14 protein-coding genes are annotated in these 13,813 nt (G+C 63.7%); 9 read left to right on the top strand and 5 right to left on the bottom strand.

Annotated features, from left to right (window positions below):
• Positions 1-24: 24 nt before the first annotated feature.
• The 3 genes from BMW66_RS03845 to BMW66_RS03855 all read right to left on the bottom strand — a co-directional run bounded on the left by BMW66_RS03845 (position 25) and on the right by BMW66_RS03855 (position 3,570).
• The gene (locus BMW66_RS03845; RefSeq protein ID WP_093115607.1) at positions 25-1,629 is read right to left on the bottom strand and encodes a carboxyl transferase domain-containing protein; all 1,605 of its coding nucleotides are present in this window, start codon (positions 1,627-1,629) and stop codon (positions 25-27) included.
• Positions 1,626-2,339 (bottom strand): flavodoxin family protein, encoded by a 714-nt coding sequence (locus BMW66_RS03850; protein ID WP_093115609.1) that lies wholly within the window; start codon positions 2,337-2,339, stop codon positions 1,626-1,628. The genes BMW66_RS03845 and BMW66_RS03850 overlap by 4 nt, the downstream gene beginning before the upstream one ends.
• Positions 2,340-2,406: 67 nt before the next feature.
• Positions 2,407-3,570: an isovaleryl-CoA dehydrogenase gene (locus tag BMW66_RS03855; RefSeq protein WP_093115612.1), complete on the bottom strand. Its 1,164-nt coding sequence runs from the start codon at positions 3,568-3,570 to the stop codon at positions 2,407-2,409.
• A 203-nt stretch (positions 3,571-3,773) separates the two neighbouring features.
• Here BMW66_RS03855 and BMW66_RS03860 point away from each other — a divergent pair, with 203 nt between their 5' ends.
• The 7 genes from BMW66_RS03860 to BMW66_RS03890 all read left to right on the top strand — a co-directional run bounded on the left by BMW66_RS03860 (position 3,774) and on the right by BMW66_RS03890 (position 10,711).
• Positions 3,774-4,361: a L,D-transpeptidase gene (locus BMW66_RS03860; RefSeq protein ID WP_093115614.1), complete on the top strand. Its 588-nt coding sequence runs from the start codon at positions 3,774-3,776 to the stop codon at positions 4,359-4,361.
• 122 nt (positions 4,362-4,483) lie between these two features.
• The gene (locus BMW66_RS03865) at positions 4,484-5,188 is read left to right on the top strand and encodes a CoA transferase subunit A (RefSeq protein WP_093115616.1); all 705 of its coding nucleotides are present in this window, start codon (positions 4,484-4,486) and stop codon (positions 5,186-5,188) included.
• Between the two features lie 2 nt (positions 5,189-5,190).
• On the top strand, positions 5,191-5,817 hold the full coding sequence (locus BMW66_RS03870) for a CoA transferase subunit B (protein WP_093115618.1): 627 nt from the start codon (positions 5,191-5,193) through the stop codon (positions 5,815-5,817).
• Positions 5,818-6,222: 405 nt separating this feature from the next.
• Positions 6,223-7,374, top strand: a complete 1,152-nt coding sequence (locus BMW66_RS03875; RefSeq protein WP_093115620.1) for a lytic murein transglycosylase — start codon at positions 6,223-6,225, stop codon at positions 7,372-7,374.
• Between the two features lie 289 nt (positions 7,375-7,663).
• Complete coding sequence (locus BMW66_RS03880; protein ID WP_217639284.1) at positions 7,664-9,184, top strand: NfeD family protein; 1,521 nt, start codon at positions 7,664-7,666, stop codon at positions 9,182-9,184.
• Between the two features lie 34 nt (positions 9,185-9,218).
• Positions 9,219-9,986, top strand: coding sequence for a slipin family protein (locus BMW66_RS03885; protein WP_093115914.1), 768 nt, complete (start codon positions 9,219-9,221; stop codon positions 9,984-9,986).
• Between the two features lie 434 nt (positions 9,987-10,420).
• Positions 10,421-10,711, top strand: coding sequence for a hypothetical protein (locus BMW66_RS03890; RefSeq protein WP_093115622.1), 291 nt, complete (start codon positions 10,421-10,423; stop codon positions 10,709-10,711).
• A gap of 111 nt (positions 10,712-10,822) precedes the next feature.
• Here BMW66_RS03890 and BMW66_RS03895 read toward each other — a convergent pair whose 3' ends face one another.
• Positions 10,823-11,581: an EcsC family protein gene (locus BMW66_RS03895; RefSeq protein ID WP_093115624.1), complete on the bottom strand. Its 759-nt coding sequence runs from the start codon at positions 11,579-11,581 to the stop codon at positions 10,823-10,825.
• A gap of 72 nt (positions 11,582-11,653) precedes the next feature.
• The gene (locus tag BMW66_RS03900) at positions 11,654-12,148 is read right to left on the bottom strand and encodes a GNAT family N-acetyltransferase (RefSeq protein ID WP_093115626.1); all 495 of its coding nucleotides are present in this window, start codon (positions 12,146-12,148) and stop codon (positions 11,654-11,656) included.
• Positions 12,149-12,230: 82 nt separating this feature from the next.
• Between BMW66_RS03900 and BMW66_RS03905 the strand changes: the two genes are divergently transcribed.
• Positions 12,231-12,836, top strand: coding sequence for a flavin reductase family protein (locus BMW66_RS03905; RefSeq protein ID WP_093115628.1), 606 nt, complete (start codon positions 12,231-12,233; stop codon positions 12,834-12,836).
• Between the two features lie 79 nt (positions 12,837-12,915).
• Positions 12,916-13,788: an S-methyl-5'-thioadenosine phosphorylase gene (locus tag BMW66_RS03910; protein WP_093115630.1), complete on the top strand. Its 873-nt coding sequence runs from the start codon at positions 12,916-12,918 to the stop codon at positions 13,786-13,788.
• Positions 13,789-13,813: the final 25 nt, after the last annotated feature.

Consider the following 13,813-nt stretch of genomic DNA (forward strand, 5'->3'; position numbering starts at 1 on the left):
CGACGTTATACCGACGTTGCATTTTCACATCCGGAACACGCCAAAGCGTGTCTCCTCGATCGGCGCGTTGAGGGCCGCCGACAGCGACAAAAACAGTGCGTCGCGTGTCTTGCGCGGGTCGATTATTCCATCATCCCAAAGCCTTGCACTGGCGTAGAGCGGATGGCTCTGCTCCTCGAACATCTCGACCGTGGGGCGTTTGAACTCGGCCTCCTCCTCGGCGCTCCACTCCTGCCCGGCCCGCTCCATCGCATCGCGCCTGACAGTCGCCAAAACCCCCGCCGCCTGCTCCCCGCCCATCACGGAAATGCGGCTGTTGGGCCATGTCCACAGGAATCGCGGCTGATACGCGCGGCCGGCCATGCCGTAGTTTCCGGCGCCGAACGAGCCGCCCACCAACATCGTGACCTTGGGCACCCGGGTCGTGGCAACCGCAGTCACCAGCTTGGCACCATTGCGCGCTATTCCTTCATTCTCATACTTCCGCCCGACCATGAAGCCGGTGATATTCTGAAGGAAAATCAGGGGGATATTTCGCTGAGAACAGAGTTCGACAAAATGCGCTCCCTTCTGGGCGGCCTCGGAAAACAGCACCCCGTTGTTGGCGATGATCCCCACCGGGCAGCCTTTCACATGCGCAAATCCGGTCACCAGCGTCTCGCCGAAACGCGGCTTGAACTCATCGAAACGCGATCCGTCCACCACCCGTGCGATCACCTCGCGGATGTCATAGGGCGTGCGCAAATCCGCGGGCACGACGCCAAGGAGCTCTTCGGGATCATAGGCCGGCTCTTCCGGTGTTTCCCACTTTACCGTTCCCGGTTTCTCGCGGTTGAGGTACCCCACCGCACGGCGAGCCAGCGCCAGCGCATGCGCATCGTCCTCGGCCAGATAATCGGCCACGCCCGACAGGCGCGTGTGAACATCACCGCCACCCAGATCCTCGGCGCTGACAACCTCCCCAGTTGCTGCTTTCACCAACGGCGGTCCGGCAAGGAAGATGGTGCCCTGATTTTTAACAATAATAGTGACATCCGACATCGCCGGCACATAGGCGCCGCCTGCTGTGCACGATCCCATCACCACAGCGATCTGCGGAATGCCCCGGGCCGACATGTTCGCCTGATTGTAGAAAATACGCCCGAAATGATCCCGGTCCGGGAAAACCTCGTCCTGCTGCGGCAGGTTGGCCCCGCCACTGTCCACAAGGTAGATGCAGGGCAGTTGGCATTCCGAGGCGATCTCCTGCGCACGCAGGTGCTTCTTGACCGTCATGGGGTAGTAGGTACCACCCTTCACGGTGGCGTCATTGCATACCACCATGACCTCCTGCCCCTGCACCCGGCCGATCCCGGCAATCACCCCTGCGCCGGGCGCGGACCCGTCATACATACCATGCGCCGCCGTCGCGCCGACCTCCAGAAACGGAGAGCCGGGATCGAGCAGGTTCGCCACCCTGTCTCGCGGCAACATCTTGCCGCGAGACAGGTGCCGCTCCCGTGCCTTGTCCCCGCCGCCCGCAGCGGCCAGCGCGGCAGCCTCCCTCACCTGCGCCAGTGCTTCGAGGTGGGCGGCACGATTTGCCTCCGCGGCATCCGAGCCGGGCAGGAAGGCAGAATTCAGTTTCATCGGCGATACTCCGGGTTTTCGAAATCAAATCGCGCGCCTGCATCCCAGGCCCGCCGATCGTTGCCGGTGCTCGGCAGACCATCACGCAAGAGCCAGGCCATATGCATCAGGTTCCATGTCATGATGGTGGTATTGCGCTGCGTGAAATCGTTATCGAATCCGGCTCTTTCGCCGGACTCCAGCCTGTCGCCATAGGATGGGCCCGGTCCCGCCTCACCGATCCAGCCACAATCAGCCTGCGGTGGAATGGAATAGCCCAGATGGTTCAACGCGAAACCCACCGCCATGGCACAATGCTTGACCCCGTCCTCGTTGCCTGTGACCACTGTGCCACCGACCTTGCCGTAGAACACTGACTGCCCCGCGTCGTTCAACTCCCCCGACATGGCATAGAGACGTTCGATCAGAACCCTGCAAACCGAGCTTTCCTCGCCCAGCCAGATCGGCGTGCCGACCACCAGAATGTTGGCCGCCGCCACCTTCTGCCACAGTGCGGGCCAGTCGTCGCGCGCCCATCCATGTTCGGTCATGTCCGGATAGACACCGGGGGGCACCTGGTAATCGAGCATGTGCAGATGCTCTACAGCGACGCCCTGCTTGGCCATAAGGGCAGCGCTGGCCTCAAGCAGAAGCCGTGTGTGACTGTCCTCGGTCCGCTTCTGTAGCGACGTATTGATGAACAGCGCTCGTAGTCCGGTGTAGTCGGTCATTGGCAAGCCTCCTCCTGGTCATGCTCCCCGATGCGGTGCGAATCGCGCTCCTGCCTCCGATGCACGTTCAGGCCATTGCCCCGAGCATCTCTCGCCCAATCAGCATCCGGCGAATTTCGCTTGTCCCCGCGCCGATCTCCATCAGCTTGGCATCGCGGAAGATGCGGCCGACGGGATTGTCGGACAGATACCCCGCTCCGCCAAGCGCCTGCACCGCCTGATGTGCCACATTCATGGCTTCTTCTGAAGAATACAGCACACAGGCCGCCGCGTCCTGCCGCGTGACCTCGCCCCTGTCGCAGGCTTTCGCCACCTCGTAGACATAAGCGCGGGAGGTATTCATCGCGGTATACATATCGGCGATCTTGCCCTGCATAAGCTGGAAACTCCCGATGCTCTGTCCGAACTGCTTGCGCTCGACCATATAGGGCATGACCTCGTCGAGGCAGGCCGCCATGATCCCAGTGCCGATCCCCGAAAGCACCACCCGTTCATAATCGAGTCCCGACATGAGCACGCGCACGCCCTTGCCCTCTTCGCCCAGCACGTTCTCGAAGGGAACTTCCACATCCTCGAAGATCAACTCGGCGGTGTTGGACCCGCGCATTCCGAGCTTGTCAAAATGCGGGCTCGTGGAGAATCCTTTCATCTCCTTCTCGATCAGGAAGGCGGTGATACCCTTGCTGCCAGCCTCCGGATCGGTCTTGGCATAGACGACGAGAGTATCGGCATCGGGGCCGTTGGTGATCCAGTATTTGTTGCCGTTGAGAATGTAACGGTCGTTTTTCTTCTGCGCGCGCAGCTTCATGCCCACCACGTCAGAGCCGGCATTGACTTCACTCATCGCCAGCGCGCCGACATGTTCACCTGAAATCAGCCGCGGCAGATAGCGGGCTTTCTGCTCTTCGCTCCCGTTGAGTTTTATCTGATTGACACACAGGTTCGAATGCGCCCCGTAGGACAATGACACACTGGCCGAAGCGCGGGCGATCTCTTCGACCGCAACGACATGCGCGAGATACCCCATTCCCGCCCCGCCGTATTGTTCCGGGACAGTGATCCCCAGAAGGCCCAGCCCGCCCATGTCCTGCCACAGCTCGTTGGGAAAGGCGTTGTCACGGTCAATCTTTGCCGCCATCGGCTTGATGCGCTCCTGGGAGAAGCGATGCACCATGTCGCGCAATGCGTCGATGTCTTCCCCAAGATCGAATTTCATCGTGTGCATGAACATCGCGCCGTTCCTCCCGTTATTGAACGCTTGTTCATATAACTACGCCAGCCGTGACGCCCGATCAAGACAATTCGTGCGGGTGTGGCGGCTTGCCTGCGTCACAAGATGAACATCGCGGATAAAGCATATGTGAGTTGCTTCTTGCCTGATTCCCTGACTAACAGTCTGTGGATTCAGATCGATCAGGACAGAAAGTCAGGCCAATGACCCATACCCCGTTCTCACGCCGCCGGCTTCTTGGCACGGCGCTGTGTTTCACTGCCACTCCGGCGTTGCTACGCGCCCAGGAAACCGTCGAGACCGATGCCGCCGACATTCGCGGAACCGCGAGACGCAATATCTCCAGCTTCCGCCGTCAGGACTGGCGCGACCATTTTGACGAATTGGGGGTCGCCTGCATCGTCGCCGACACGGTTTCGCGCGCGCTGCACTATTGGAGCGAGGATGGCAGTGATTACCGCATCTATCCCACATCCGTGCCGATGTCGGACGCGTTGACCAAACGCGGCTATACAAAAGTGGTGCGCAAGCGTGTCGGGCCTGACTGGACACCGACAGCCGCCATGCGCGAACGCGATCCCGACCTTCCCGCTTATATGCCGCCCGGCCCGGGTAACCCGCTGGGCACCCATGCGATGTATCTGGGCTGGCCCGCCTATCTGATCCACGGCACCCATGATACGCGCAAGATCGGGCGGCGATCATCCTCGGGCTGCATAGGGCTGTATAACGAAAAGATCGCCGAGCTTTTCGAGATCACCCCCGTCGGTACTCAGGTGCGTGTTATCTGATACCCCTGCGTGGATCGCCGGCCCCGCCGGCTCCCGTAGAAATACGCGATGCGCCCCGCGTCGTTGACTTCGGCGCGCGTCGGGGTCAAAACCGGGGCAATTCCGTGCAAGGGGAGACAGGCATGAAGAAGGTTTACGACAACGCGACAGAGGCACTCGACGGGCTTTTGCATGACGGTATGCTGATCGCAGCGGGGGGCTTTGGCCTCTGCGGTATTCCGGAGCTGTTGATCTCGGCGATCCGCGACAGCGGGGTGAAGGATCTCACGGTCGCGTCGAACAATGCCGGCGTGGACGACTTCGGCCTTGGCCTGCTGCTTGAGACCAAGCAGGTCAAGAAAATGATGTCCTCCTATGTGGGCGAAAACGCCGAATTCATGCGCCAGTTTCTCTCGGAGGAACTGGAGCTGGAGTTCAACCCGCAGGGCACGCTGGCAGAGCGGATGCGCGCCGGGGGGGCCGGAATCGCGGGCTTTTACACCAAGACTGGCTATGGCACCCAGATCGCCGAGGGCAAGGAGGTCAAGGTGTTCGACGGGGAGCACTACATCCTTGAACGCGGCATCTTCGCGGATCTGTCCATCGTCAAGGCGTGGAAGGCCGATGACACCGGCAACCTCGTGTTCCGCAAGACGGCGCGCAACTTCAACCCGGCGGCGGCGATGTGCGGCAAGGTCTGCGTTGTCGAGGTCGAGGAGATCGTGCCACGCGGCAGTCTCGACCCCGATTGCATCCATCTGCCCGGCGTCTATGTGCATCGCCTGATCGAGGGGCAGCACGAAAAACGCATCGAAAAAGTGACCACCCGTCAGCGTGAGGAGGCTTGATCATGGCTTGGGACCGCAACCAGATGGCCGAACGCGCCGCGCAGGAACTCGAGGACGGCATGTATGTGAACCTCGGCATCGGAATCCCGACGCTGGTGGCTAACTATGTGGGAGATAAGGATATTACCCTGCAATCGGAGAACGGGATGCTGGGTATGGGCCCCTTTCCCTATGAGGGGGAAGAGGATCCCGACCTGATCAATGCCGGCAAGCAGACGATCACGGAACTCAACCGCACCTCATACTTCGACAGCGCCATGTCCTTTGGCATGATCCGGGGCGGCAAGATCGCGGCGGCGATCCTTGGCGCGATGGAAGTGTCCGAAGAGGGCGATCTGGCGAACTGGATGATTCCCGGCAAGCTCGTGAAGGGCATGGGCGGCGCGATGGATCTTGTCGCCGGGGTGCGCAAGGTGATCGTGGTGATGGACCACACCAACAAGGCCGGAGAGTCCAAGCTGTTGAAATCATGCACGCTTCCTCTCACGGGAAAGGGTGTGGTGAACCGGATCATCACCAATCTCGGTGTGCTCGACGTGGTCGAGGGCGGCCTTCGCATTGTCGAGACCGCCGACGGGGTGACCGAGGAAGAGATCCGCGCCGCGACCGACGCGACCATCGTGACCTGATCGCCGAAGCACAAACGTTAACGCAGGGCCCGCCGATGACGGCGGGCCTTTTTCGTTGCCCGGCCCGAATCGGGGGCAGAGCCTTGGTTAACAAGGAAAACCCCACGTCGGCAAAACGTCGGTATCACATCGGTATCGCGTCGGTACCAATGTCAGAATTCGCATGATGAACAGGGCGTTCGGTCGCCATGCCGTTAAGATTTGATTGAAACGCCACGAGCCCCCCGACCGTGAGGCACCTGCGATCCGGGCGACGGGACGCAAACGCGCCCTCCGGGGCCGCAAGCCAGCTTCGAGCCTCGACTGACCGATGCGGCACGAGTGACTGCTTCACTCTTCGCTGAGGATGCTTTTCGCGGAGTTGCTCATGGGGTACGCTGAAGGAAAGAAAAAGGGAAAGAGCAGATGAACCTGACCCGCAGAACCACACTTCTGGGGCTTTTAGGCCTTGGCCTGACAGCCTGCGGCAACGGTGGCGGCACGCTTGGGCCACGCGCCCGCACGGGTGGCGGCAATTTGCCCGTTGACCTGCGCCCTGTGCCAAATGCAGCCTACGACGCATGGGTCGCGAGTTTTCGCCGTCGCGCGGGCGGTCAGGGGATATCGGCGGCCACCCTCGACGCGGGTTTTCGCGGCGCGGGCTACCTGCCGGGCGTCGTGAAGCGCGACCGAAACCAGACCGAATTCACCCGGACGCTTGAAGACTACCTTGCCATTGCCGCCTCGGAGGAGCGAATCTCCAAGGGCCGCGCGGCCTTTGCCCGTCACCGCAGCACGCTGTCGGCGGTCGAGGCACGCTATGGCGTCCCGGCGGAGATCGTTACAGCAGTGTGGGGTCTGGAGAGCTTTTACGGAGAGCGGCGCGGTGACGTGCCGGTCATTTCTTCCACATCCACGCTTGCCTTTGACGGGCGTCGCGGCGCGTTCTTTGAAAAACAATTGATCGCTGCGCTTGAAATACTGCAAAGCGGTGACACCACGGCAGCCAACCTCAAGGGGTCCTGGGCGGGGGCGATGGGTCATACCCAGTTTATTCCAACCAGCTATCAGGCCTTTGCAGTCGACTTTAACGGAGACGGTCGCCGCGACATCTGGTCGGAAGACCCCGCAGATTCTCTGGCGTCCACCGCAGCGTACCTTGCGCGCAACGGGTGGTTTGCTGGCACCCGCTGGGGCGGAGAAGTTGGCAGCGGTGCGCCGCAGGGGCGTATCATACAACCCCAGCCGGGTGGCCCACGCTTTGCCGTGACAAACAATTTTGACGTCATCAAACGCTATAACAACTCCGACAGCTACGCGATTGGTGTTGGCCATCTGGCCGACCGTATTGCGGGCGGCGGGCCGATCAGGGGCAGCTTTCCGGCTGACAAATTCGGCCTGACCAAGGAGGATCGAGTCCGTTTACAACAACGTTTGACCGCACGGGGATTCGACACCAACGGCACCGACGGCGTGATCGGACCCGATACCCGCAGGGCGATCAGCGCCTACCAGTCCAGCATCGGCGTTTCGGCAACGGGCGATCCGTCACAAGAGCTGCTTGGCACCCTCGGCTAGGTCTCGCTTTCGGGGAAATCTGCGAAAGCACGCTCGCCCGCGCGGGGGCGCAGGTGAAACAGGAAACCCGAGACTGGATCGCTTGATGCGGCGCGAGGCGTTCCGTGACGGGTGCGATGTCGATTTGGGGTCGATGCTGCTCATGGCCGAACGACGAGGTGGAATATCTTGTGTGATCCGGCCGGGCAGGTCTACAATGAAACCATGGCCTGATCACGATATTGCGATCTTGCGGGGCCATGGCGCGTGGACGTGCTACCTGTGAAGGTGGTTGAAAGGGAGCGAGAAATTGCCACCGGATCACCACAACGGCTTCTTCCGTCTCGGAACGCTCCTGCGCAAGCTGGGCGCGCGCGCGGTTTTCGCGCTGGCGCTGCTGCTGGGGGCGTTCAGCCTGTCCGCGCAGGAGCCGCAGCCGTCCGCCCCGGCGATGGTGCTGGAATTCGACGGCGCGGTGAGCCCGGCCTCGGCCGATTACATCACGCGCGCGCTTGACGAGGCGGCAGAGCGCAATCTGCCGCTCGTGATCTTGCGGATGGACACGCCCGGCGGGCTCTCTTCCTCGATGCGCGAGATCATTCGCGCGATCCTCGCCTCGCCGGTGCCTGTGGCAAGCTATGTCAGCCCATCGGGGGCGCGCGCCGCCAGCGCCGGCACCTATATCATGTATGCCAGTCACGTCGCCGCCATGGCGCCCGCGACGAATCTGGGCGCGGCGACACCGGTCGCCATCGGCGGTGGCGGCGGTGGCGGCGGAGGGGATGACGGCGACAGCCCCATGCCCTTCCAGTTGCAGGCGGACGGCGAGGCGCAGGACGCGGCGCGGCAGAACGGCGCCTCCGGCGGCGATACAACCGACGCGGAGGAAGCCGGCGCCGACGCCGGCCCGGACAGGCCCGAAGAGTTCACGCCCGGCACCGCCTCGGAGGCGAAGGCGATCAACGACGCCGTGGCCTATATCCGCGGGCTGGCGGAGTTGCGCGGGCGCAATGCCGACTGGGCCGAAAGCGCCGTGCGCCGCGCCGAGAGCCTCAGTTCCCGCGAGGCGGCGGAGCTTGGCGTGATCGACTTCGTGGCCGGCAGCTTCAACGATCTGCTGGCGCAGGCGGATGGCATGGTGGTGGAAATGTCCGATGGCAGCGAGGTCACGCTGGCGACGCAGGGGCTTTCGTTGGAGCATGTGGAGCCGGACTGGCGCACTCAATTGCTTTCGATCATCACCAACCCCAATGTCGCGCTGATCCTGATGCTGGTGGGCATTTACGGGCTGATCTTCGAGTTTCTCAACCCCGGCGCGCTCGTGCCCGGCACGGTCGGGGGAATCAGCCTGATCATGGGCCTTTATTCGCTGGCGCTCCTGCCGCTCAACTGGGCCGGGGTCGGGCTGATCCTGCTGGGGCTTGGATTGATCGTGGCCGAGGCGTTCGCCCCCTCCTTCGGTATTCTGGGAATTGGCGGAACGGTGGCGCTTGTCATGGGCGCTGTGATCCTGGTGGATACGGATGTGGAGGGTATCGCGGTGTCTGAACCCCTGATCGCGGCGACGGCGGTGGCCGGTGTGGTGGTGACCTATATCGTCGTTTACCTCACGGCCGGTTCGTTCCGGGCCCGGATCGTGAGCGGAAGCGAGGAGCTTGTGGACGCCGAGGCACGGGTGACCGACTGGCAGGGCGACACTGGGCATGTCTGGCTGCACGGAGAACGATGGAAGGCACGCGGCCCGCGCGATCTGGCCCCCGACGACAGGGTGCGGGTGAGCAAGGTGACGGGGCTCGTGGTTGAAGTGAAACCGCTGGAACGGACGGGCTGAACGGTCACGTCCGCCCTAAACAATGGAGAACGTGATGGATATCCTGTACGATATGGGCTTCTACGGCGTATTGGCGATCCTGCTGATCGTCTTTCTGGCCTCGGCTATCAAGATCCTGCGCGAATATGAACGCGCGGTCGTCTTCACGCTGGGTCGCTTCACCGGCACCAAGGGGCCGGGGCTGATCATCCTGATCCCCGGCATCCAGCAGCTCGTGCGGGTGGACATGCGCACGATCGTTCTCGACGTGCCCAAGCAGGACGTGATCTCCAAGGACAACGTCTCGGTCAATGTCTCGGCTGTGATCTATTTCCGCGTGATCGACGCCGAGAGGTCCACGATCCAGGTCGAGGATTTCATGTCCGCCACGAGCGAGCTTGCGCAGACGACGCTGCGCGCGGTCCTGGGCAAGCACGAGCTTGACGAGATGCTGGCGGACCGCGACAAGCTCAACGACGACATCCAGGAGATCCTCGACAGCCAGACCGAGGCCTGGGGCATCAAGGTCGCCAATGTGGAGATCAAGCATGTCGATATCGCCGAGTCGATGATCCGCGCCATCGCGCGTCAGGCCGAGGCGGAGCGCGAACGCCGCGCCAAGGTCATCAACGCCGAGGGCGAACAGCAGGCGGCGCAGAAGCTTCTGGAAGCCGCGGAGATCATGGCCAAGGAGCCGGGCGCGATGCAGCTGCGCTATCTCAGCTCGCTCAACTTCATCGCCGGGGACAAGAATTCGACCATCGTCTTCCCCTTCCCGATGGAACTGGCGAGCATGGTTCCGGGCATGAACAAGGACAGCTGAGCGCACTCGCTGGGCGCGGCGCGGCACACCCGCCCCCGCCCAGCCCCGGCCGGATCCGTCTTGCGGGCACGGTCCAGGAGTGACCGGGGGGCACATTGGCCTCGATGGTGCGGCGGCGCGGGCCGACGTGAGCAGATGCCATTCGCGGACCAACAGCAAATTTTCCACGCAAAAGCCGACATGGATCAGTATCGGAGCCGATCAACTGGCTTATTGATGCGCCTATCGACCCAGATGCCGGAAGCAAACCCCTCTGCCGCGAAGACCGGCGCATGGGTGCAGCGAACCGGCCCGTGGAATCGGCGTTCGGATCAGGCGTTCAGGACATCCCTGCGCGGTGCGGATCAAACCGCCCCAACACGGCTGACACCCGAAATATCGGGGCAGCCTCGACCGAACGCCTTGCTCGCAATTCAATCTCAAGGAGAGAAGACATGGATGAAATGGAAGAAAAGAAGACTCCGGACTCCACGCACACGACGATCATCCAGACAAAAGAGAAGCCCTCCGGTGGCGGCGCCATGCTCTGGTTCCTGATCGGGGGTATCGTGGTCGTCGTCGCGATTGTTGCCTATATCGTCTTCGGCGCCGGAATGATGACCCCCCGCGCATCCGAGTCGACGGGAGGTAATCTGTCCATAAGTGTCGAGACAAACGAAGCCCCTGCCAGCGAACCGGCACCGGAGACCGAATCTGCGCCTGAACAGCAGCCGCAAGAGGAGTGAATGCCGGGCCGGGCCCGACAACTGACGGCGCCCTTGACATGACCCGGCCGGAATCGCCGTGGTAGGGTGGGTTGCGCCCACCCTACGCAAATCCGGACGTCCCGGTCCTATTCAGTCGCTTACGTCCAACCCGGGCCGGATCTTCGTGCGGAAACGTTGCAGGAGCTGGTCGTGCGGCTCGTCTGCCTCGATGGCCAGACGGCGCAGGCCGAAGTGGACATGCGCCATCTGCTGATAGTAGCCGATGAAGGCATAGTTGGTCGCCGCCCCCGCCGCGGCGCCGACGAGCGGGACCGCCTGCGCGGCGAGTTTCTGGCCCAGCACCACCGCCAGACGCGGCGCGACCCAGGCCGCGAGCCTCTGCGCGCCGCCCGCGCTCAGCGCGACGCGGGAGCCGAGGAACGCCAGATCCGCGCCATCGTCGCTTTTCAGCGGACCGGAGGCGGCGAAGACCTGAACACAGTCGAATTGCACGTTCTCGGCAGCCGGATCGAAACCAAGTCTCATTGCCTCCGACTGGATCGCGCGCAAGAGCACGGTCGTGGTGACCGGCAGTTCGGCCAGCGACGTGGGCAACCCGCCCGCCCCGCCGGCCGCGCCCATCGCGGTGGCCAGCGCGCGCGTCATCCAGCCCGGCCCCTCGCCCACCATCCGGCGCGAGCCATGCGCGGCGCGGATCGCCCGGTGCAGCGCGATCAGTGTCGCCTCCTCCAGCCGGGGGCGCACGCCGGGGGGAAGCCGCGCGAGCAGGTCCTCGGCCGAATTGCCGATGGTGTTGAGCAGCCTGATCGCCGGGCCGTCGGCGCCGCGGTAGCGCGCGACGAGCCGGTCAAGCTCTGCCTCTGTCCCGGTCTGCGGGGTTTGGGTCATCGCGGTTTGCCTTTGGCTGGCGCGCGGCGGCCGCACGCGATGCTCAATAGATCGGGGATTTGCGCGCCGCTTTCAAGGCTGATCGGTCCAGGGGGTGACATCACCGCGCACCCCGTCCCATGCGCCGGGCGCCAGCGCGCGGCCCAGAACACGGTCGGGGTTGGTGGGGGGCGGCATGGTCACGCCCTCCAGCCGGTCGAATCCGAACCGCCCGTAATAGGGCGCATCGCCCACCAGCATCGCCCGGCGCCAGCCCAGATCGACGGCCAGTGCAAGGCTGTCGCGGATAAGAAGCGCGCCCAGCCCCTCGCCCTGATGGGTGGGATGGACCGCCACCGGACCGAGCAGAAGCGCCGCGCGTCCGCCGACGCGCACGGGCCAGAAGCGGATCGCGCCGGCAAGAATGCCGTCCGCGTCACGCGCCACCAGCGACAGATCCGGCACCGGCGGCACGCCCTCGCGCAGGCGATAGGAGGAGAGCGCCTCGCGCCCCGGGGCGAAGCAGAGGTCGAAGAGCGCCTCCACCTCCCACCAGTCCTCTGCCCGTTCCGCCGCCAGAGTGATCACCCGCCGCCCCGCCTTTTCGAGTTTTTCGTGGCACGCCCCGTAGCACGGCGTTATCCCTTGGGCAAACAGCAAGGAGCGGACAATGTTCTATCGTCCCGAAGACGGCCACGGGCTGCCGCACAACCCGTTCAACGCGCTGATCACGCCGCGTCCGATCGCGTGGATCTCGACCCGCGACGGCGAGGGGCGGGCCAATCTCGCACCCTACAGTTTCTTCAACGGCACCGCCTATGTGCCACCGCAGGTGATGTTCGCCTCCACCGGGCAGAAACCCGACCGCGAGGGCACCAAGGACAGCCTTGCCAATATCCGCGAGACCGGGGTGTTCTGCATCAACGTGGTCGAAGAGGCGATGCGCGACGCGATGAACGTCACCACCGAGATGCTGCCGCGCGAGGTCGATGAATTCGAGCGCGCGGGGCTTGAAAAGGCCGAATGCGAGAGCATCGACTGCCCGCGTATCGCCGGGGCGCCGGCGAGTCTTGAGTGCCGGCTCGATCAGGTCATCCGGCTTCATGGCGAGGCGAATTACATCACGCTGGGCACGGTGACGGGGATTCAGCTGCGCGACAATTGCCTTCGGGACGGGATTTTCGACGTGACCACCTTCCGCCCGCTGTCGCGGCTGGGCTACCGCGATTACGCGGTGGTGGAGAATGTCTTCACGCTGGCGCGACCCGACGACTGAGCGCCCGCGCGCGCCCTTGCCAAAGGGGGCGGGCCTTGCCACAAGTTCCGCCAGTGCCATTTCGGACAGGATATTGCTCATGCCAGACACAATGATCGCCGTGATCGGCGGCTCGGGCCTATATGACATCGACGGGCTGGAGGGCGCCAAATGGCAGGAGGTCGCAAGCCCGTTCGGCACACCGTCCGATGCGATCCTGACCGGCACGCTGGAGGGGGTGAAGATGGCCTTTCTGCCCCGGCATGGGCGGGGGCATGTGCACACCCCGTCTTCCGTGCCCTACCGCGCCAATATCGACGCGCTCAAGCGGCTGGGGGCGACGGATGTGATTTCCGTCTCGGCCTGCGGGTCGTTCCGCGAGCAGATGGCGCCGGGCGATTTCGTGCTCGTCGATCAGTTCATCGACCGCACCGTCGCCCGCGAGAACAGCTTTTTCGGGCCGGGCTGCGTGGCGCATGTGAGCGTGGCGCATCCGACCTGCCCGCGTCTGGGGGCGGCCTGCCGGACGGCGGCGCGCGCTGCGGGGATCACGATGCATGACGGGGGCACCTATCTGGCGATGGAGGGGCCGCAATTCTCCACCCTCGCGGAATCGCGGATCTATCGCGAACACTGGGGCGCCGATGTGATCGGCATGACCAACATGCCCGAGGCCCGGCTCGCCCGTGAGGCGGAACTTTGCTATGCCTCGGTGGCGATGGTCACAGATTACGACAGCTGGCACCCGCAGCATGGCGAGGTCGATGTGGCAGAGATCATTCGCACGCTGATGGGCAATGCCGACAAGGGGCGTGACATGGTGCGCCGGCTGCCCGCGCTTCTGGGGGCGGCGCGCATGCCCTGCCCGCATGGCTGCGACCGGGCGCTAAACAACGCCATCCTCACCGATCCTTCGGTGCGCGATCCCGATCTGGTGGAGCGGCTGGCGGCGGTGGCGGGGCGCGTCCTCTGAGGGCGGCACAATGACATCAGGGAGC

This window comes from Salinihabitans flavidus, from assembly GCF_900110425.1.
Classification (GTDB): Bacteria; Pseudomonadota; Alphaproteobacteria; order Rhodobacterales; family Rhodobacteraceae; genus Salinihabitans; species Salinihabitans flavidus.

Bases quoted from the DNA above. Each gene is read 5' to 3' on its own strand.
- BMW66_RS03910 (WP_093115630.1), top strand. From the start codon at position 12,916: ATGCCAGACACAATGATCGCCGTGATCGGCGGCTCGGGCCTATATGAC.
- BMW66_RS03890 (WP_093115622.1), top strand. From the start codon at position 10,421: ATGGATGAAATGGAAGAAAAGAAGACTCCGGACTCCACGCACACGACG.
- BMW66_RS03845 (WP_093115607.1), bottom strand. From the start codon at position 1,629: ATGAAACTGAATTCTGCCTTCCTGCCCGGCTCGGATGCCGCGGAGGCA.
- BMW66_RS03870 (WP_093115618.1), top strand. From the start codon at position 5,191: ATGGCTTGGGACCGCAACCAGATGGCCGAACGCGCCGCGCAGGAACTC.
- BMW66_RS03850 (WP_093115609.1), bottom strand. From the start codon at position 2,339: ATGACCGACTACACCGGACTACGAGCGCTGTTCATCAATACGTCGCTA.
- BMW66_RS03875 (WP_093115620.1), top strand. From the start codon at position 6,223: ATGAACCTGACCCGCAGAACCACACTTCTGGGGCTTTTAGGCCTTGGC.
- BMW66_RS03885 (WP_093115914.1), top strand. From the start codon at position 9,219: ATGGATATCCTGTACGATATGGGCTTCTACGGCGTATTGGCGATCCTG.
- BMW66_RS03905 (WP_093115628.1), top strand. From the start codon at position 12,231: ATGTTCTATCGTCCCGAAGACGGCCACGGGCTGCCGCACAACCCGTTC.
- BMW66_RS03860 (WP_093115614.1), top strand. From the start codon at position 3,774: ATGACCCATACCCCGTTCTCACGCCGCCGGCTTCTTGGCACGGCGCTG.
- BMW66_RS03855 (WP_093115612.1), bottom strand. From the start codon at position 3,570: ATGTTCATGCACACGATGAAATTCGATCTTGGGGAAGACATCGACGCA.
- BMW66_RS03895 (WP_093115624.1), bottom strand. From the start codon at position 11,581: ATGACCCAAACCCCGCAGACCGGGACAGAGGCAGAGCTTGACCGGCTC.
- BMW66_RS03865 (WP_093115616.1), top strand. From the start codon at position 4,484: ATGAAGAAGGTTTACGACAACGCGACAGAGGCACTCGACGGGCTTTTG.